The following is a 17,880-nucleotide window of genomic DNA, read 5'->3' on the forward strand; positions in this document are numbered from 1 at the left end:
CACGTTCACACGACGACTGAGCAGTAAGAACGGTTGCCCCCACGTCTCCGGACAACTTTCGACCCTGCCACACACGACGCTCACACCTTTCATCGCCCGGACGTGACCGACCCCACCTCCACGCCCGTTCAAACAGCGTTAACAATGGACTGTGATCTCACCGGTCTCCGCGATTCCCCGGAGCGCCCACCGGCACAGGCCGGAGGCGACTCCCTACGTCGACCTCACCCGCGCCGAATGGAGCGCGCTGCGCGACAAGACGCCGCAGCCACTCACCGCCGAGGAGGTGGAGAAGCTGCGCGGCCTCGGCGACGTCATCGACCTCGACGAGGTGCGGGACATCTACCTCCCGCTCTCCCGCCTGCTCAATCTCTACGTCGGCGCCACCGACGGCCTCAGAGGCGCCCTGAACACCTTCCTGGGCGAGAAGGGCTCCCAGTCCGGGACCCCCTTCGTCATAGGCGTGGCCGGTTCGGTGGCCGTCGGCAAGTCCACCGTGGCCCGCCTGCTCCAGGCCCTGCTCTCCCGCTGGCCCGAGCATCCCCGCGTGGAGCTGGTCACCACCGACGGCTTCCTGCTGCCCACCAAGGAGCTGCAGGCCCGCGGACTGATGTCCCGGAAGGGCTTCCCCGAGTCCTACGACCGCCGCGCCCTGACCCGCTTCGTCGCCGACATCAAGGCCGGCAAGGACGAGGTCACCGCACCGGTCTACTCCCACCTCATCTACGACATCGTCCCCGGCGAGCGCCTCACCGTGCGCCGCCCGGACATCCTCATCGTCGAGGGCCTGAACGTCCTCCAGCCCGCCCTGCCCGGCAGCGACGGCCGCACCCGGGTCGGTCTCGCCGACTACTTCGACTTCAGCGTGTACGTCGACGCGAGCGGCGAGGACATCGAGCGCTGGTACCTGGAGCGGTTCAAGAAGCTGCGCCAGACCGCGTTCCAGAACCCGTCCTCGTACTTCCGCAAGTACACCCAGGTCTCCGAGCAGGAGGCGGTGGACTACGCGCGCGGGCTGTGGCGGACCATCAACAAGCCCAACCTGACCGAGAACATCGCCCCCACCCGCGGCCGGGCCACCCTCCAGCTCCGCAAGGGCCCCGACCACACCGTGCAGCGGCTGCGCCTTCGCAAGCTGTAGCGGGAGAGGTTGGATGGGCGCATGCTGCATCTGCGTCTGATCGTCCCGTCCGACCGCACGGACGAGGTGGTGCGCCTGATCGAGTCCACGGTCGGCACCACCCACCTCGTGGTCCTGCCCGGCGCCGCCCGCGACCCGGCCGGGGACGTGGTCACGTGCGACGTGGCACGGGAGGCGGGCGACGGCCTGCTCTCCCGGCTCCAGGAGCTCGGCATCGACCACTCCGGCTCCATCGCCGTGGACGACATCGGCCTGTCGCTGTCCCGGCGTGCCGACCGCGCCGAGGAGGAGGCGCCAGGCGAGGGCGCGGACGCCGTGCTGTGGGAGCACCTGGTCGAGGCGACGCACGAGGAGTCGACGCTGTCGGTGACCTACGTCGCCTTCCTCACCATCGCCACGATGATCGCTGCCTGCGGTGTGGTGCTGGACAACGCGGTGCTGATCGTGGGCGCGATGGCGGTGGGCCCGGAGTTCGGCCCGCTGGCCGGGATCAGCACCGCGCTGGTGCGCCGCAAGCCCCGGCTGGCGGCCCGCTCACTGCTCGCCCTGGTGGTGGGCTTCGCCGTCGCGATGGCACTGACGGTCGGCTTCAGCGTGCTGATGGACGCCGCCGGGCTGTTCAGCGAGGCCAAACTGGAGGGCGACCGGCCCAACACCGGGTTCGTGTACGCGCCGGACGCGTTCTCGTTCGTCGTGGCGCTGCTCGCGGGGGCGGCAGGGACGCTCTCCCTGACCTCGGCCAAGTCCGGCGCCCTGGTCGGCGTGGCCATCTCGGTCACCACCGTCCCGGCCGCCGCGAACGCGGCCGTGGCCCTCGCCTACGGGGACACCGCGCAGACCGTCGGCTCCAGCGAGCAACTGCTGCTGAACCTGTTCGGCATCGTGGTGGCGGGCGTGCTGACCCTCCTGGCCCAGAAGGCGTTCTGGGCCAGGAAGGGCAGGAAGAGCGGGACGGGCGGGACGGGCGGGAAGGGTACGAACGGCGCGAAGGCCGAAGCCGCTTAACCCAGCGCCGACTTGACCGCGTCCGCCAGCCGCCCGGCGATCGTGCGGGCCTGGTCGATGTCGGCCGCCTCCACCATGACCCGGACCAGCGGCTCGGTGCCCGAGGGGCGCAGCAACACCCGGCCGGTCCGGCCGAGTTCACGCTCGGCCTCGCCCACGGCGGCCGCGAGGTCGGCCGAGGTGCCCACCCGCGAGCGGTCCACGTCCGGGACGTTGACCAGCACCTGCGGCAGCCGGTCCATCACCGAGGCCAGCTCACGCAGCGCCCGGCCGGTCTCGGCGACCCGCGCCGCCAGCAGCAGGCCGGTCAGCGTGCCGTCACCGGTGGTGGCGTGGTCCAGGATGATGACGTGCCCGGACTGCTCGCCGCCGAGGGCGTAGCCGTGCTCCTTCATCTCCTCCAGCACGTACCGGTCGCCCACGGCCGTCTGCACCAGGTGGATGCCGGCCCGCTCCATGGCGAGCTTGAAGCCCAGGTTGGACATGACGGTGGCCACGACGGTGTCGGCGGACAGCGTGGAGCGCTCCCGCATCGCCAGCGCGAGCACGGCGAGGATCTGGTCGCCGTCGACCTCCTCGCCGGTGTGGTCCACGGCCAGGCAGCGGTCGGCGTCACCGTCGTGCGCGATGCCGAGGTCCGCGCCGTGCTCCAGCACCGCAGCCTTCAGCAGGCCCAGGTGGGTCGAGCCGCAGCCGTCGTTGATGTTGAGGCCGTCCGGCTCGGCACCGATGGTGACGATGGTGGCACCGGCGCGGGAGAACGCCTCCGGGGAGACGCCGGCGGCCGCGCCGTGCGCCTCGTCCAGGACGATCTTCAGCCCTTCGAGCCGGTTGGGCAGCACCGACAGCAGGTGGGTGACGTAGGTCTCGAAGCCCGCCTCGTAGTCCCGGACCCGGCCGACCCCGGCGCCGGTGGGGCGCTGCCAGGGCTCGCCGTGGCGGTGCGAGTCGTAGACGGCCTCGATACGGCCCTCCAGCTCGTCCGCGAGCTTGTGGCCGCCGCGGGCGAAGAACTTGATGCCGTTGTCCGGCATCGCGTTGTGGCTGGCGGACAGCATCACACCGAGGTCGGCGCCGAGCGCGCCGGTCAGGTGGGCGACGGCGGGCGTGGGCAGCACACCGACGCGGAGCACGTCCACGCCCGCGCTGGCGAGGCCCGCGACCACGGCGGCCTCCAGGAACTCCCCGGACGCGCGCGGGTCACGGCCCACCACGGCGGTCGGCCGATGGCCCTCGAACGTGCCCGCCTCGGCCAGCACGTGCGCCGCCGCGACGGACAGGCCGAGCGCCATCTCGGCCGTCAGGTCCGCGTTGGCGACGCCACGCACGCCGTCGGTACCGAAGAGTCGTCCCACTTGTCCTCCCGAGGAAGCGTCACTGCTGCCAGGAATCATGGCATGCGCCCGAGCATCCGATCACACAAGACTTTGAGCGTCTTGTGTCGTTATACGCCCTTGGCGGAGATAAACGAACGCCCCGGCGGCACACAGGGCGTGCCGCCGGGGCGTTCGGAGTACGCGCGAAGCGCCGCTGTTTAGCGCTTGCTGTACTGCGGAGCCTTGCGGGCCTTCTTGAGACCGGCCTTCTTGCGCTCGACCGCACGGTCGTCGCGCTTGAGGAACCCGGCCTTCTTCAGGGCGCCGCGGTTGTTGTCGACGTCCGCCTCGTTCAGCGCACGGGCGACACCGAGACGGAGCGCACCGGCCTGACCGGAGACACCGCCACCCGCGATGCGGGCGACGACGTCGTAACGGCCGTCGAGCTCGAGCACCTTGAAGGGCTCGTTGACTTCCTGCTGGTGCACCTTGTTCGGGAAGTAGTCCTCGAGGGTGCGACCGTTGATCTTCCACTTGCCGGTGCCCGGAACGATCCGGACGCGGGCGATGGCGTTCTTGCGACGGCCCAGGCCGGCGGCCGGCTGGGGCTCGCCGAAGCGGGACGCGAGGGACTCCGACGTGTACTCGCCCTCGACGGGGAGCTCGGTCTCGGTGGTGTAGCTCTCGATGTCGACGAGCTCAGTCTCTTCGACAGGCTGCTCGGGGGTGGTCTCGGCCACGATTCTCCTCAGATTCTCTTCAGTCTTAAAGGGTGGCCGGAATTACTGCGCGACCTGGGTGATCTCGAACGGCACCGGCTGCTGGGCAGCGTGCGGGTGCTGGTCACCCTTGTAGACCTTCAGCTTCGAGAGCATCTGACGGCCAAGGGAGTTCTTGGGGAGCATGCCCTTGACGGCCTTCTCGACGGCCTTCTCGGGGTTCTTGTCCAGCAGCTCGTCGTAACGGACGGAGCGCAGACCACCCGGGTAGCCGGAGTGGCGGTAAGCCATCTTCTGGGTCCGCTTGTTGCCGGACAGGTGCACCTTGTCGGCGTTGACGACGATGACGAAGTCACCGGTGTCGACATGCGGCGCGTAGATCGGCTTGTGCTTGCCCCGGAGAAGGGTCGCGGCGGTGGTGGCGAGACGACCCAGGACGATGTCCTGAGCGTCGATGACGTACCACTGGCGCGTCACATCGCCGGGCTTGGGGCTGTACGTACGCACGGTTCGTAGCCTTCGCTTCGAGTGAATGGTCCTGAACAGGTCACCGAAACGATCACGACAGCCTCGATCGCACTGCGGTGACGCAACCGCGTGCTGATCGCTGGTCATCGGCCCGGTGGACCGGTGTAAGGGCCCGTCCCGTGAGAATGAGCAAGCCAATACACAACGAGGAGCTAGGTTACCGGCCCGCCCCCGGACGGGTCAAAACGAGCTTGCCGGAAATCCACCCGGCCGCAATGTTCCCCCGTGCGCCGAAGGTCCCCGTATCGCCTCGGCGCCCGCTCCCCTCGGGCGCGCCGGGACCTCGCGACCCCCTCTAAGATGCGCCCCATGAGTTACGGGCAGGGGGGTCCCCAGTCTCAGTGGGACCCTTGGACACCTCAATCCCAGCAGCCGTGGAAGAGCGGCGACGACGACGGAACCCCGGACTGGGCCGCGCTCGCGGACGCCTCGGAGAACCGTAAGAAGCGTCGCAAGGTGCTGCTCATCGCGGGCGGCGTGCTCGCCACGGGCGCGATCGGCACCGCCGTCGCCATGGCCGTGTCGAACGCGGGCGGTGACAGCCGGGCCGGCGGTCCCTCCAGCCTGCCCGCGACCGCGTCCCTGCCGGGCGGCACGGCGACCACGGCCCCGTCCTTCGCCCCGACCAGCGCGCCACCGCCGCTGGACCCGAAGGACTTCATAGCCAGCGCCAACAAGGACACCGCCCCGCTGAGCCCGGAGACCCTGTTCCCCGGCACCCAGCTCACCATGGGCGAGACGGTGTACAAGAAGGGCGCCACCAGCGACAGCAAGAACTGCGCGTCCGGCGCGGGCGGCACCCTGGCCAAGGCGCTCGCCGCGGGCAAGTGCACCCGGCTGATGCGGGTCAGCTATGTGAAGGACGGCGTGGCCGTCACCGTGGGCGTCGCCGTCTTCGACAACGACACCGACGCCCAGCGCTTCAAGGACGGCGCCGACAAGAAGAGCATCGTCGCCGCCCTGCCCGGCAAGGGCGTCAAGGCGTTCTGCGACGCCGCGATCTGCCGTTCCACCACCAACACCCTCGGCCGGTACGCCTACTTCACCATCGCCGGGTTCACGAACGGCAAGGACGTGACGACCAAGGACACCAAGGTGTTCGCGGCGGGCAACGACCTGGCCCAGTTCTCCTTCCGCCAGATCCGGCGGCGCGGCGAGGCCCAGGCGTCGGCGGCCGCCGACCAGTAGCGGCCGCCCGCACTCCCCCGCTCGCCTCAGCAGCAGCCCGCCGACGGCAGCGAGCGCCGGTTGCGCGCCTCCTTGTTCCGGGCGGCCAGCAGCTCGTCGGCGGGGTAGCCGACCTCCTCCAGCGTCAGCCCGTGCGGCCGCACCACATGCACGGCGGAGTCCCGCACCCCGGCCGCCAGCACCTTCCCGGGCCACTCGGGCCCCCGGTGCCCGTCACCGGTGAACAGCAGGGCACCGATCAGCGAGCGCACCATGTTGTGGCAGAAGGCGTCCGCGCGCACGGTGGCCGTGATCACACCGTCCGCCCCGCGCACCAGGCTCAGCTCCTGGAGGGTGCGGATGGTGGTCGCGCCCTCACGCTTCTTGCAGTACGCGGCGAAGTCGTGCTCGCCGAGCAGGGCGCGGGCCGCCTCGTTCATCGCGTCCACGTCCAACGGCCAGTCGTGCCAGAGGACATGGTTGCGCAGCAGCGGGTCGACACCGCCGGGGTTGTCGGTGACGCGGTACGCGTAGCGCCGCCAGACAGCGGAGAAACGGGCGTTGAAGCCGGGCGGGGCCTCGGTCAGGGACCAGATCCGTACGTCCTTGGGCAGCCGGCCGGCCAGCCGCTTCAGCAGCTTCTCCCGGTGTTCGGCCCACACCGGCTCCGGCAGGTCGACATGGGCGACCTGGCCGCGCGCGTGCACCCCGGCGTCCGTCCGCCCGGCCACCGTCAGCTCGTACGTCTCCTTCGACCGGGTCACCGTGCGCAGGGCGTCCTCGATCTCGCCCTGCACGGTCCGCCGGCCGCCGGCCTGCTTGGCCCACCCGTGGAAGTCGGTGCCGTCGTAGGACAGGTCGAGGCGGATACGGACATGGCCGGGCTGTGCTTCGTCACTCACGCGGGAATCCTCTCAAAACACGAAAGCGGGCCCGCCCCCACAGGGACGGACCCGCTTCTCAGGCGTCAGCCTCAGGCGTCCTTGGACTCCTCGGCGGGAGCCTCGGTGGCCTCGGTCTGCTCGACCTTCGCCTCCTCGGACTCCTTGACCGCACGCTTGGTGGCGGCCTCGGCCTCGCCGGTGGCCTGCTGCGCGACCGTCAGCGCCTCGACCAGCTCGATGACAGCCATGGGCGCGTTGTCGCCACGACGGTTACCGATCTTGGTGATGCGGGTGTAACCACCGGGACGGTTCTCGTAGCGCGGGCCGATCTCGGCGAAGAGCGTGTGGACGACGCTCTTGTCCGTGATCACCTGGAGCACCTGACGGCGGTTGTGAAGGTCGCCCTTCTTCGCCTTGGTGACCAGACGCTCGGCGTACGGGCGCAGACGGCGCGCCTTCGCCTCGGTGGTGGTGATGCGGCCGTGCTCGAAGAGGCTCTTCGCGAGGTTCGCGAGCAGCAGCTTCTCGTGCGCGGCACTGCCGCCCAGACGGGCGCCCTTGGAAGGCTTCGGCATGATGTTTCTCCTCAGTGTCTGCCCCGGCCGTGTCAGGTACCGGAGTCAGTATCCGAGCGAGCGGTTGCTCGTCGGAGATCCGAGCCGGCCCCGAAGGGGCCCGCTCGGAAGGGGCGCGGGGAACTGCGCGACCGGCCACAGCCGGCCCGCAGACGCAGTACGGCCTCCCCGCGGAGCGCTTAGTACTGCTCGGTCTCCACGAAACCCGCGTCCGCGTCGTCGTCCGCGCCGAAGGCGTCGGCGGCGGCGGTCGGGTCGAACCCGGGAGGCGAGTCCTTGAGCGCGAGGCCCATGCCGGCCAGCTTCGCCTTGACCTCGTCGATCGACTTCGCACCGAAGTTGCGGATGTCGAGCAGATCGGCCTCGGAGCGGGCGACCAGCTCACCCACGGAGTGGATGCCCTCACGCTTGAGGCAGTTGTACGACCGAACGGTGAGCTCGAGCTCCTCGATCGGCAGCGCAAGATCAGCCGCCAGCGCGGCGTCCGTCGGGGACGGACCCATGTCGATGCCCTCGGCGTCGATGTTCAGCTCGCGGGCGAGACCGAACAGCTCGACCAGCGTCTTACCGGCGGAGGCCATGGCGTCACGCGGACGCATCGCCTGCTTGGTCTCGACGTCGACGATCAGCTTGTCGAAGTCGGTGCGCTGCTCGACACGCGTGGCCTCGACCTTATAGGTGACCTTGAGAACCGGCGAGTAGATGGAGTCGACCGGGATACGGCCGATCTCCTGGCCCACCTGCTTGTTCTGCACGGCGGAGACGTAGCCGCGACCGCGCTCGACGGTCAGCTCCATCTCCAGCTTGCCCTTGCCGTTGAGCGTGGCGAGGACGAGGTCGGGGTTGTGCACCTCGACACCGGCCGGGGGCGCGATGTCGGCGGCGGTGACCAGACCCGGGCCCTGCTTGCGCAGGTACATCACGACCGGCTCGTCGTGCTCCGAGGAGACCACGAGCTGCTTGATGTTGAGGATCAGGTCGGTGACGTCCTCCTTGACGCCCGGCACGGTGGTGAACTCGTGCAGGACACCGTCGACCCGGATGCTGGTGACAGCGGCACCGGGGATCGAGGAGAGGAGGGTACGGCGGAGGGAGTTGCCGAGGGTGTAACCGAAGCCCGGCTCCAGCGGCTCGATCACGAACCGGGAGCGGAACTCGTCGACGACCTCTTCGGTCAACGAGGGACGCTGAGCGATCAGCATGTGTGAATCCTTCAGTCAGGGGCGCCCGCTATTTGACGCCCGACTTGGTACTGCAAGGGTACGGGCGGCACGGCCCCGTGAGGAGCCGTACCGCCCGGAACCGCTAAACCAGCAGCGGAGCGCTGTGCGTCAGACGCGGCGGCGCTTCGGCGGGCGGCAGCCGTTGTGCGGGGTCGGGGTCACGTCCTGGATGGAACCGACCTCGAGGCCCGTGGCCTGCAGGGAGCGGATGGCGGTCTCACGACCGGAACCCGGACCCTTGACGAACACGTCGACCTTGCGCATGCCGTGCTCCTGGGCGCGGCGGGCAGCCGACTCGGCGGCCATCTGCGCGGCGAACGGCGTCGACTTCCGGGAACCCTTGAAGCCGACGTGGCCGGCGGAGGCCCAGGAGATCACGTTGCCGGACGGGTCCGTGATCGAGACGATCGTGTTGTTGAACGTGCTCTTGATGTGCGCGTGGCCGTGAGCGACGTTCTTCTTTTCCTTGCGGCGCACCTTCTTGGCAGCGCCCTGACGTCCCTTGGGGGGCATCTACAAACTCCTACGGGGAGGTGGTCGGTCCTACAGCGAAGACCGCTGATGAAGCGTTGTCCGCTGAGGACTACTTCTTGCCCGGCTTCTTCTTGCCGGCGATGGCGCGACGCGGGCCCTTGCGGGTGCGGGCGTTGGTGCTGGTGCGCTGACCGCGGACGGGCAGGCCGCGACGGTGACGGAGACCCTGGTAGCAACCGATCTCGACCTTGCGGCGGATGTCGGCCTGGATCTCGCGACGGAGGTCACCCTCGGTCTTGATGTTGTTGTCCACGTACTCGCGGATCGCGACGAGCTGCTCTTCGCTCAGGTCGCGGACGCGGGTGTTCGGGTCGACGCCGGTCGCAGCCAGCGTCTCCTGGGAGAGGGTCCGGCCGATGCCGAACACGTAGGTGAGGGCGACCTCCACGCGCTTTTCGCGCGGGATGTCAACACCGGAAACGCGTGCCATTCAATGGCTCCTGGTGATCCTTCGGAGGTCTTCCACAGAACCGGTTCCCGGCCGCCGTACGAGGTACGAACCGGGTCCTCGGCCTCCGACCGAGGGTGTCGAGCTGGTTGGCTCGGGCTCTGCGTATGAACAAATTCAGCTTGCGTCGCGCGAAACTCTGCGATGAGTGCAGAGGGTTCGGCCGTGCGTCAGCCCTGGCGCTGCTTGTGGCGCGGGTTGTCGCAGATGACCATGACCCGGCCGTGACGGCGGATCACCCTGCACTTGTCGCAGATCTTCTTGACGCTCGGCTTGACCTTCATGGGGTGAGGTTCTCCGGGTCAGTGCCATCACCCCGGCGCGAGCCGGGATGCGGGCAAGATCTACTTGTACCGGTAGACGATCCGGCCACGCGTCAGGTCGTACGGAGACAGCTCCACCACGACCCGGTCGTCAGGGAGGATGCGGATGTAGTGCATACGCATCTTGCCGCTGATGTGTGCCAGGACCTGGTGGCCGTTCTGGAGCTCGACCTTGAACATGGCGTTCGGAAGAGACTCGACGACAGTGCCCTCGATCTCGATGGCACCTTGCTTCTTGGCCACGCTTCGCCCTTCGAATCGACTACCTTGATCGACTCCCACACTTTTCCCTTACGGGCGCATGCGGACATGCGGGTGCACGAGAGCCGACGAGTCAGTCTACGTCAGCACACCCGGAAAAACGAATCGAAGAATTCTGCCCCACCCCCGAGATCATCATGCATCTCAGGGCGCGGCACGGCCGCACGGCTGTGGGCAATCGTTCGGCAGGGCGGAACGGGTGGGCACAGCCGCACCCGCGGCCGCCGTCGGCGGCCCGCCCCATCACTGCCCTAGGCGAGCGGGTCCGGTGCCGCGGTGACACCGTATTCCGCCAGCTTCGCCTTACCGCCGTCCGGGGCCGTAAGGACCAAGGGGCCCTGGTCGGTCAGAGCCACCGAGTGTTCCCAGTGGGAGGACCAGGTGCCGTCGGTGGTGATGACGGTCCAGTCGTCCTCGAGGACCTTCGTACGGGGGGTGCCGAGGGAGACCATGGGCTCGATGGCGAGGCAGAAGCCGGGGACCAGCTTGGGGCCCTTGCCGCGGCGCCGCTCGACGTAGTTCAGCAGGTGCGGGTCCATGTGCATCTCGGTGCCGATGCCGTGGCCGCCGTAGTCCTCGACGATGCCGTACTTGCCGCCGCCCGGCTTCGGCTGCCGGCGGATGTAGGTCTCGATCGCGCGGGAGATGTCGACCAGCCGGTTGCCCAGCTTCATCGCGGCGATCCCCGCCCACATCGATTCCTCGGTCACACGGGACAGCTCGACCAGCTCCGGGGCGTGCCCCGAGCCGACGAAGGCGGTGTAGGCCGCGTCACCGTGCCAGCCGTCCACGATCGCGCCGCAGTCGATGGAGATGATGTCGCCGTCGCCCAGGACGACGTTCTCGGAGGGGATGCCGTGCACCACGACGTCGTTCACCGACGTGCAGATGGTCGCGGGGAAGCCGCCGTACCCGAGGAAGTTCGACTTCGCGCCGTGCTCGTCCAGCACCTTGCGCGCCACGTCGTCCAGGTCCTTGGTGGTCGCGCCGGGCACCGCCGCCTCGCGGGTGGCCGCGTGGATCGCGGCGACGACCAGGCCCGCCGCCCGCATCTTCGCGATCTGCTCGGGGGTCTTGATCTGCACCATGGGGGCCTGCGCTCTCCGTCACTCGGACCGACTGGGTTACCTGCACAACACTACGGCCGCGGCGCCCTGGGCGGGCACCGCGGCCGGAAGGACCGGGGGTCTTACTCGCTGCCGGCCTTCTCGCGCTTGAGAGCCTCCAGCGCCCGCTTGGTGATCTCGTCCACCGGGCCCAGCGCGGGGATCGTCACGACGAGCCCCTGCGACTTGTAGTAGTCGATGATCGGCTCGGTCTGCGTGTGGTAGACCTCGAGCCGCTTGCGGACGGTGTCCTCGGAGTCGTCGTCCCGCTGGTACAGCTCGCCGCCGCAGACGTCGCAGACGCCCTCGTTCTTCGGCCCGCTGTACGTCACGTGGAACACGTGCGAGGAGTCCTTGCGGCAGATGCGCCGGCCGGCGATCCGCTTGACGACCTCTTCCTCCGGGACCTCCAGGTCCAGGACGGCGTCCAGCTTGATGCCCTCGCTCTGAAGCAGCTCGTCCAGCGCCTGGGCCTGGGAGACGTTGCGCGGGAAGCCGTCGAGCAGGAAGCCGTTCTCGGCGTCCGGCTGCTCCATGCGGTCCTTGGCCATGGCGATGGTGACCTCGTCCGGGACGAGGTTTCCCGCGTCCATGTAGGACTTGGCCAGCTTGCCCAGCTCCGTCTGCCGAGAGATGTTGGCGCGGAACAGGTCGCCCGTGGAGATGTGCGGGACGCCCAGCTTCTCGGCGAGACGGACGGCTTGCGTTCCCTTACCGGCACCCGGCGGCCCGACGAGGACGATACGCATCAGCGGAGGAACCCTTCGTAATTGCGCTGCTGGAGCTGGCTCTCGATCTGCTTCACCGTCTCGAGTCCGACACCCACGATGATCAGGATGCTGGTCCCGCCGAAGGGGAAGTTCTGACTTGCTCCGAAGCCCACCAACGCCATCGTCGGTACGAGAGCGATCAGACCCAGATACAGCGAGCCCGGCCAGGTGATCCGATTGAGTACGTAACTCAGGTACTCAGCGGTCGGCCGGCCTGCCCGGATACCCGGAATGAAGCCACCATACTTCTTCATGTTGTCGGCGACTTCCTCGGGGTTGAAGGAGATCGCCACGTAGAAGAACGCGAAGAACACGATGAGAAGGAAGTACATCGTGATGTAGATCGGGTGGTCGCCCTTGGTCAGGTTCGCCGTGACCCAGCGCTTCCAGCCCGAGTCCCCGCCCGCGAACTGCGCGATCAGTGCCGGGATGTAGAGCAGCGACGAGGCGAAGATGACCGGGATCACACCGGCCTGGTTGACCTTCAGCGGGATGTACGTCGACGTACCCCCGTAGGACCGGCGGCCGATCATGCGCTTCGCGTACTGCACCGGGATGCGGCGCTGGGCCTGCTCCACGAAGACCACGAGCGCGACCATGACCAGGCCGACCAGGATGACGGTGCCGAACTCGATCCAGCCGCCGGCCAGCGTGCCCTGCTTCTTGATGGCCCACAGCGCGGACGGGAAGGTCGCGGCGATCGAGATGAACATCAGGATCGACATGCCGTTGCCGATACCGCGGTCGGTGATCAGCTCACCGAGCCACATCACCAGCGCCGTACCGGCGGTCATGCAGATCACCATGGTGATCGTGGTGAAGATCGCCTGGTCCGGGACGATGTTCCCGGCGACCGTGCAGCCACTGAACAGCGCGCCGCTGCGGGCGGTGGCCACCAGGCCGGTGCCCTGCAGGATGGCGAGCGCCACGGTCAGGTAGCGCGTGTACTGCGTGATCTTCGCCGTACCGGACTGACCCTCCTTCTTGAGGGCCTCCAGACGCGGGATCACCACGGTGAGGAGCTGAAGGATGATGCTCGCCGTGATGTACGGCATGATGCCGAGGGCGAAGATCGTGATCTGGAGCAGCGCTCCACCACTGAACATGTTGACCAGGCCGAAGAGGCCCTGGTTGCCGGAGGCCTCGGTCACGCAGGTCTGGACGGCCTTGTAATTGACGCCGGGGATCGGGATGTGGGTACCGACCCGGTAGACCACGATGATGCCCAGCGTGAAGAGCAGCTTCTTGCGCAGGTCGGGCGTCCTGAACGCCCGGGCGAACGCGGTGAGCACGGTGCCTCCTGCGACCCCCGCGCAACTGCGTCAAGGGTGACGGTCTAGAGGTTCGACGAATAAGTGGAAGGGAACAGCGCTGGCCACCTTACCGGCGACACCGCCCCCCTAGGAACGACCAACCGGGGATACCCCATTGTGGGGTATCCCCGGTCGGGATCGTCTACGTCATCGAGTGACCTTGAGGGACCCTTGAGGGCCTCAGACCAGCTCGGTGACCGTACCGCCGGCAGCGGCGATCTTCTCCTTGGCGGAACCGGAGACGGCGTCGACCGTCACCTGCAGCGCCACGGAGATCTCGCCCTGGCCCAGGACCTTGACGAGGCTGTTCTTGCGAACGGCACCCTTGGCCACCAGACCCTCGACGGTGACCTCGCCACCCTCGGGGTAGAGCGCGGCCAGCTTGTCGAGGTTCACGACCTGGAACTCGGTCTTGAACGGGTTCTTGAAGCCCTTCAGCTTCGGAAGACGCATGTGGAGGGGCATCTGGCCACCCTCGAAGCGCTCCGGAACCTGGTAACGGGCCTTCGTGCCCTTGGTACCACGACCGGCCGTCTTACCCTTCGACGCCTCACCACGACCAACACGGGTCTTGGCGGTCTTGGCGCCGGGGGCCGGACGGAGGTTGTGGATCTTGAGCGGGTTCTGCTCCGCCATGATCAGTCGACCTCCTCGACCGTCACGAGGTGGCGGACGGTGTGCACCATGCCGCGGAACTCGGGGCGGTCCTCCTTGACGACCTGCGTGTTGATCCCCTTGAGACCAAGGGAACGCAGGGTGTCGCGGTGGTTCTGCTTGCTGCCGATGTAGGACTTGACCTGCGTGATCTTGAGCTGCGCCATTACGCACCAGCCCCGGCACGCGCACGCAGCAGAGCCGCGGGGGCGACGTCCTCGAGCGGCAGGCCACGGCGGGCCGCGACCTCCTCGGGACGCTGCAGGCCCTTGAGGGCCGCCACGGTCGCGTGCACGATGTTGATCGCGTTGTCGGAGCCCAGGGACTTCGACAGGATGTCGTGGATACCGGCGCACTCGAGCACGGCACGCACCGGACCACCGGCGATAACACCGGTACCCGGAGACGCGGGCTTGAGCAGCACGACGCCGGCAGCCTTCTCACCCTGGATGGGGTGCGGGATGGTGCCCTGGATACGGGGGACCTTGAAGAAGTGCTTCTTGGCCTCCTCAACACCCTTGGCGATGGCGGCCGGCACCTCCTTGGCCTTGCCGTAACCGACACCCACGGTGCCGTCACCATCGCCCACCACGACCAGCGCGGTAAAGCTGAAGCGACGACCACCCTTCACAACCTTGGCGACACGGTTGATCGCGACAACGCGCTCAACGTAAGCGGTCTTCTCGGCGGCGGCTGCGCCGCCGTCACGGCCCTTCCGGTCCCGCCGCTCGCCGCCACCGGCACCGCCACCGCGGCGCTGGGGTCCAGCCATTGGAATTACCTCTCTCTGTTTCCGCTAGCTACGGAACCGGCTCAGAACTTCAGGCCGGCTTCGCGGGCGGCGTCCGCCAGGGCGGCGATGCGCCCGGCGTACTGGTTGCCACCACGGTCGAACACGACAGCCTCGACACCGGCGGCCTTGGCACGCTCGGCGACCAGGGCGCCGACCTGCTTGGCCTGCGCGGACTTGTCGCCCTCGCCGCTCCGGACCGACGCGTCCAGCGTGGACGCGGAGGCCAGGGTGTGGCCCTTGAGGTCGTCGATCACCTGCGCCACGATGTGACGGTTGGAGCGGGTCACGACCAGACGCGGACGCTCCGCCGTACCGGAGATGTTCTTGCGAATCCGGATGTGGCGGCGCTTGATCGCGGCGCGCTTGTAGGCGTCGCCCTTGAGGATCTTCTGTCCGTATGCCATGGCTTACTTACCCGCCTTTCCGACCTTGCGGCGGATGACTTCGCCCTCGTACTTGACACCCTTGGCCTTGTACGGGTCAGGCTTGCGCAGCTTGCGGATGTTGGCCGCAACCTCGCCGACCTTCTGCTTGTCGATGCCCTCGACCTGGAAGCGGGTCGGGCTCTCCACCTTGAAGGTGATGCCCTCGGGCGCCTCGACGACGATCGGGTGGCTGTAGCCGAGCGCGAACTCGAGGTTCGAGCCCTTGGCCGTGACGCGGTAACCGACACCGCTGATCTCGAGCTTCTTCACGTAACCCTGGGTCACGCCGGTGATCATGTTCGCCACCAGCGTGCGGGACAGGCCGTGCAGGGCCTTGTTCTGACGCTCGTCGTTGGGACGGGTCACCGCGAGGGTGCCGTCCTCATCCCTGACGATGTCGATCGGCGCGACGACGGTGTGGGTCAGCGAGCCCTTGGGGCCCTTGACCGCGACCGTACGGCCGTCGATGGTGACGTCCACGCCGGCGGGAACCGTGATGGGGAGCTTGCCAATACGCGACATAGCTGTTTCCTCCGTTCCCTTCCGTTACCAGACGTAGGCGAGGACTTCCCCACCCACGCCCTTCTTGCCGGCCTGCTTGTCGGTGAGGAGACCGTGCGACGTGGAGATGATCGCCACGCCCAGGCCGCCGAGCACCTTCGGCAGGTTGGTGGACTTCGCGTAAACCCGGAGACCGGGCTTGGAGATGCGCTTGATCCCCGCGATGGAGCGCTCACGGTTGGGGCCGAACTTCAGCTCCAGGACGAGGTTCTTGCCGACCTCGGCGTCCTCGACCTTCCAGCCCGTGATGAAGCCCTCCTGCTGGAGGATCTCTGCGATGTGAGACTTGATCTTCGAGGACGGCATCGTCACGGAGTCGTGGTATGCCGAGTTCGCGTTCCGCAGACGCGTAAGCATGTCTGCGATCGGATCAGTCATGGTCATGAATTGGCCTTCGGCCTCTCTCGCCGGGGTTTCCTGGTGCGCCATCCCTCTCCCCGATCCGGGACGGGACGGGTGCGGCGCGGTGGACCTACGGCGTAGTAAGTCGTACGGGCGCGACAGACGCCCGACCCCGCAAGCCTACGGCATGTGGGGGCGGGCCCCTGTCGACCCAGTTGCTTACCGAGAGCTTCAGGAATCCCTGTTAAGGGGATTACCAGGAGCTCTTGGTCACGCCCGGCAGCTCGCCACGGTGAGCCATCTCACGAAGGCACACGCGGCAGAGGCCGAACTTGCGGTACACGGAGTGCGGACGGCCGCAGCGCTGGCAGCGCGTGTAGCCACGCACCCCGAACTTGGGCTTGCGAGCAGCCTTAGCGATAAGAGCCTTCTTCGCCATCTCGCTCACGCCTCCTTGAACGGGAAGCCGAGGTGACGAAGGAGCGCGCGGCCCTCAGCGTCGTTGGTCGCCGTGGTGACCACGGTGATGTCCATACCCCGGACGCGGTCGATCTTGTCCTGGTCGATCTCGTGGAACATGACCTGCTCCGTGAGACCGAAGGTGTAGTTGCCACGGCCGTCGAACTGCTTGGGGGACAGGCCGCGGAAGTCGCGGATGCGCGGGAGCGCCAGCGACAGGGTGCGGTCCAGGAACTCCCACATGCGGTCGCCACGGAGCGTGACGTGGGCACCGATCGGCTGACCCTCGCGCAGCTTGAACTGCGCGATGGACTTGCGGGCCTTGGTGACGGCCGGCTTCTGACCGGTGATCGTGGTGAGGTCGCGGATGGCGCCCTCGATCAGCTTGGAGTCGCGGGCGGCGTCGCCCACACCCATGTTGACCACAATCTTGACGAGGCCGGGGATCTGCATGACGTTCTCGTACTTGAACTCGTCACGCAGCTTGCCCGCGATCTCCTCGCGGTACTTCGTCTTCAGACGCGGAGTGGTGGTGGTAGCCATCAGATGTCCTCACCCGTCCGCTTGGCAACGCGGATCTTGTTGCCTTCGTCGTCGAAGCGGTAGCCGACACGCGTGACGACCTTGTTGCCATCCTTCTCAACGACCAGCTGGACGTTGGAGACGTGGATGGGCGCCTCGGTCGTGACGATGCCGCCCGCCTGCGAACCGCTGGCGGTGGGGCCGGCCTTGGTGTGCTTCTTGACCCGGTTGACACCCTCGACCAGGACACGCTCGTCGCGCGGGTAAGCGGCAATGACCTTGCCCTGCTTGCCCTTGTCCTTACCGGTGATGACCTGGACCAGGTCGCCCTTCTTGATCTTCATGCTTACAGCACCTCCGGCGCGAGCGAGATGATCTTCATGAACTTCTTCTCGCGCAGCTCACGGCCGACGGGGCCGAAGATACGGGTGCCGCGAGGGTCGCCGTCGTTCTTGAGAATGACAGCGGCGTTCTCGTCGAAGCGGATGTACGAGCCGTCCGGACGGCGGCGCTCCTTGACGGTGCGAACGATGACCGCCTTGATGACGTCACCCTTCTTCACGTTGCCGCCGGGGATCGCGTCCTTGACGGTGGCGACGATGACGTCACCGATGCCCGCGTAGCGGCGACCGGAGCCACCGAGCACACGGATGCAAAGGATCTCCTTCGCACCAGTGTTGTCGGCGACACGCAGCCGCGACTCCTGCTGGATCACGTCTATCTCCTGTTTGTCTGCCGGTTCCCGGCCGGGGTCCTGTCAGAGACCCCGACCGAGCCTGGCGGAACTGTCCTGCGAGTTTTCCTCGCAGGA

The 17,880-nt window shown here is 67.7% G+C and carries 26 protein-coding genes; 3 read left to right on the forward strand and 23 right to left on the reverse strand.

Features of this window, described 5'->3' with window-relative positions; genetic code table 11:
* The first annotated feature begins 151 nt into the window (after window positions 1–151).
* The gene (gene coaA / locus OG448_RS12220) at window positions 152–1,141 is read left to right on the forward strand and encodes a type I pantothenate kinase (protein WP_391295280.1); all 990 of its coding nucleotides are present in this window, start codon (window positions 152–154) and stop codon (window positions 1,139–1,141) included.
* 21 nt (window positions 1,142–1,162) lie between these two features.
* The gene (locus tag OG448_RS12225) at window positions 1,163–2,146 is read left to right on the forward strand and encodes a DUF389 domain-containing protein (RefSeq protein WP_405553496.1); all 984 of its coding nucleotides are present in this window, start codon (window positions 1,163–1,165) and stop codon (window positions 2,144–2,146) included.
* Here OG448_RS12225 and glmM read toward each other — a convergent pair.
* The 3 genes from glmM to rplM all read right to left on the reverse strand — a co-directional run bounded on the left by glmM (window position 2,143) and on the right by rplM (window position 4,688).
* Window positions 2,143–3,501, reverse strand: a complete 1,359-nt coding sequence (gene glmM, locus OG448_RS12230; RefSeq protein ID WP_405553498.1) for a phosphoglucosamine mutase — start codon at window positions 3,499–3,501, stop codon at window positions 2,143–2,145. The two genes, OG448_RS12225 and glmM, sit on opposite strands and share 4 nt — an antisense overlap.
* A 179-nt stretch (window positions 3,502–3,680) precedes the next feature.
* Window positions 3,681–4,202: a 30S ribosomal protein S9 gene (rpsI, locus tag OG448_RS12235; RefSeq protein ID WP_391295287.1), complete on the reverse strand. Its 522-nt coding sequence runs from the start codon at window positions 4,200–4,202 to the stop codon at window positions 3,681–3,683.
* A 42-nt stretch (window positions 4,203–4,244) separates the two neighbouring features.
* Window positions 4,245–4,688: a 50S ribosomal protein L13 gene (gene rplM / locus OG448_RS12240; RefSeq protein ID WP_030811719.1), complete on the reverse strand. Its 444-nt coding sequence runs from the start codon at window positions 4,686–4,688 to the stop codon at window positions 4,245–4,247.
* Between the two features lie 330 nt (window positions 4,689–5,018).
* Here rplM and OG448_RS12245 point away from each other — a divergent pair, with 330 nt between their 5' ends.
* Window positions 5,019–5,897, forward strand: coding sequence for a hypothetical protein (locus tag OG448_RS12245; protein WP_405553501.1), 879 nt, complete (start codon window positions 5,019–5,021; stop codon window positions 5,895–5,897).
* A gap of 26 nt (window positions 5,898–5,923) precedes the next feature.
* On the opposite strand, the gene truA is transcribed toward OG448_RS12245, so the two are convergent.
* The 20 genes from truA to rplN all read right to left on the reverse strand — a co-directional run bounded on the left by truA (window position 5,924) and on the right by rplN (window position 17,784).
* Window positions 5,924–6,778 carry a tRNA pseudouridine(38-40) synthase TruA gene (gene truA / locus OG448_RS12250; protein ID WP_391295292.1) on the reverse strand — a complete coding sequence of 285 codons (855 nt, stop codon included), beginning with the start codon at window positions 6,776–6,778 and terminating at the stop codon, window positions 5,924–5,926.
* 71 nt (window positions 6,779–6,849) lie between these two features.
* The gene (rplQ, locus tag OG448_RS12255; protein WP_030811710.1) at window positions 6,850–7,335 is read right to left on the reverse strand and encodes a 50S ribosomal protein L17; all 486 of its coding nucleotides are present in this window, start codon (window positions 7,333–7,335) and stop codon (window positions 6,850–6,852) included.
* 179 nt (window positions 7,336–7,514) lie between these two features.
* Window positions 7,515–8,537, reverse strand: coding sequence for a DNA-directed RNA polymerase subunit alpha (locus OG448_RS12260; RefSeq protein WP_053661878.1), 1,023 nt, complete (start codon window positions 8,535–8,537; stop codon window positions 7,515–7,517).
* A 129-nt stretch (window positions 8,538–8,666) separates the two neighbouring features.
* Window positions 8,667–9,071, reverse strand: coding sequence for a 30S ribosomal protein S11 (gene rpsK, locus OG448_RS12265; RefSeq protein ID WP_003956432.1), 405 nt, complete (start codon window positions 9,069–9,071; stop codon window positions 8,667–8,669).
* Between the two features lie 70 nt (window positions 9,072–9,141).
* Complete coding sequence (gene rpsM / locus OG448_RS12270) at window positions 9,142–9,522, reverse strand: 30S ribosomal protein S13 (protein ID WP_030811707.1); 381 nt, start codon at window positions 9,520–9,522, stop codon at window positions 9,142–9,144.
* A 188-nt stretch (window positions 9,523–9,710) separates the two neighbouring features.
* Window positions 9,711–9,824 carry a 50S ribosomal protein L36 gene (gene rpmJ, locus OG448_RS12275; protein WP_003974245.1) on the reverse strand — a complete coding sequence of 38 codons (114 nt, stop codon included), beginning with the start codon at window positions 9,822–9,824 and terminating at the stop codon, window positions 9,711–9,713.
* Between the two features lie 60 nt (window positions 9,825–9,884).
* Window positions 9,885–10,106 (reverse strand): translation initiation factor IF-1, encoded by a 222-nt coding sequence (infA, locus tag OG448_RS12280; protein ID WP_003948620.1) that lies wholly within the window; start codon window positions 10,104–10,106, stop codon window positions 9,885–9,887.
* A gap of 269 nt (window positions 10,107–10,375) precedes the next feature.
* Window positions 10,376–11,212, reverse strand: coding sequence for a type I methionyl aminopeptidase (gene map / locus OG448_RS12285; protein ID WP_405553505.1), 837 nt, complete (start codon window positions 11,210–11,212; stop codon window positions 10,376–10,378).
* A 101-nt stretch (window positions 11,213–11,313) separates the two neighbouring features.
* A complete protein-coding gene (locus tag OG448_RS12290) occupies window positions 11,314–11,979 on the reverse strand; it encodes an adenylate kinase (RefSeq protein WP_405553507.1) in 666 nt (221 codons plus the stop codon).
* Window positions 11,979–13,292 (reverse strand): preprotein translocase subunit SecY, encoded by a 1,314-nt coding sequence (gene secY / locus OG448_RS12295; RefSeq protein ID WP_405553509.1) that lies wholly within the window; start codon window positions 13,290–13,292, stop codon window positions 11,979–11,981. The genes OG448_RS12290 and secY overlap by 1 nt, the downstream gene beginning before the upstream one ends.
* Before the next feature lie 201 nt (window positions 13,293–13,493).
* Entirely contained in the window at window positions 13,494–13,949 is a 456-nt protein-coding gene (rplO, locus tag OG448_RS12300) for a 50S ribosomal protein L15 (protein WP_405553511.1), read from the reverse strand.
* Window positions 13,950–13,951: 2 nt separating this feature from the next.
* Window positions 13,952–14,134 carry a 50S ribosomal protein L30 gene (gene rpmD / locus OG448_RS12305; protein ID WP_003974250.1) on the reverse strand — a complete coding sequence of 61 codons (183 nt, stop codon included), beginning with the start codon at window positions 14,132–14,134 and terminating at the stop codon, window positions 13,952–13,954.
* Window positions 14,134–14,739, reverse strand: coding sequence for a 30S ribosomal protein S5 (gene rpsE / locus OG448_RS12310; RefSeq protein ID WP_007494753.1), 606 nt, complete (start codon window positions 14,737–14,739; stop codon window positions 14,134–14,136). Before rpsE ends, rpmD begins: the two co-directional genes overlap by 1 nt.
* 41 nt (window positions 14,740–14,780) lie before the next feature.
* Complete coding sequence (gene rplR / locus OG448_RS12315) at window positions 14,781–15,164, reverse strand: 50S ribosomal protein L18 (protein ID WP_030811697.1); 384 nt, start codon at window positions 15,162–15,164, stop codon at window positions 14,781–14,783.
* A 3-nt stretch (window positions 15,165–15,167) separates the two neighbouring features.
* Window positions 15,168–15,707 (reverse strand): 50S ribosomal protein L6, encoded by a 540-nt coding sequence (gene rplF, locus OG448_RS12320; RefSeq protein ID WP_030811694.1) that lies wholly within the window; start codon window positions 15,705–15,707, stop codon window positions 15,168–15,170.
* 24 nt (window positions 15,708–15,731) lie between these two features.
* Window positions 15,732–16,130, reverse strand: a complete 399-nt coding sequence (rpsH, locus tag OG448_RS12325) for a 30S ribosomal protein S8 (protein WP_030811690.1) — start codon at window positions 16,128–16,130, stop codon at window positions 15,732–15,734.
* A gap of 211 nt (window positions 16,131–16,341) precedes the next feature.
* On the reverse strand, window positions 16,342–16,527 hold the full coding sequence (locus OG448_RS12330; RefSeq protein WP_003948630.1) for a type Z 30S ribosomal protein S14: 186 nt from the start codon (window positions 16,525–16,527) through the stop codon (window positions 16,342–16,344).
* Window positions 16,528–16,532: 5 nt separating this feature from the next.
* Complete coding sequence (rplE, locus tag OG448_RS12335; protein WP_007494758.1) at window positions 16,533–17,090, reverse strand: 50S ribosomal protein L5; 558 nt, start codon at window positions 17,088–17,090, stop codon at window positions 16,533–16,535.
* Window positions 17,090–17,413 (reverse strand): 50S ribosomal protein L24, encoded by a 324-nt coding sequence (gene rplX / locus OG448_RS12340; RefSeq protein WP_018543913.1) that lies wholly within the window; start codon window positions 17,411–17,413, stop codon window positions 17,090–17,092. Before rplX ends, rplE begins: the two co-directional genes overlap by 1 nt.
* A gap of 2 nt (window positions 17,414–17,415) precedes the next feature.
* Window positions 17,416–17,784, reverse strand: a complete 369-nt coding sequence (rplN, locus tag OG448_RS12345) for a 50S ribosomal protein L14 (RefSeq protein WP_003992364.1) — start codon at window positions 17,782–17,784, stop codon at window positions 17,416–17,418.
* Window positions 17,785–17,880 lie beyond the last annotated feature (96 nt).

This window comes from Streptomyces sp. NBC_01171 (genome assembly GCF_045039805.1).
Taxonomy (GTDB): domain Bacteria; phylum Actinomycetota; class Actinomycetes; order Streptomycetales; family Streptomycetaceae; genus Streptomyces.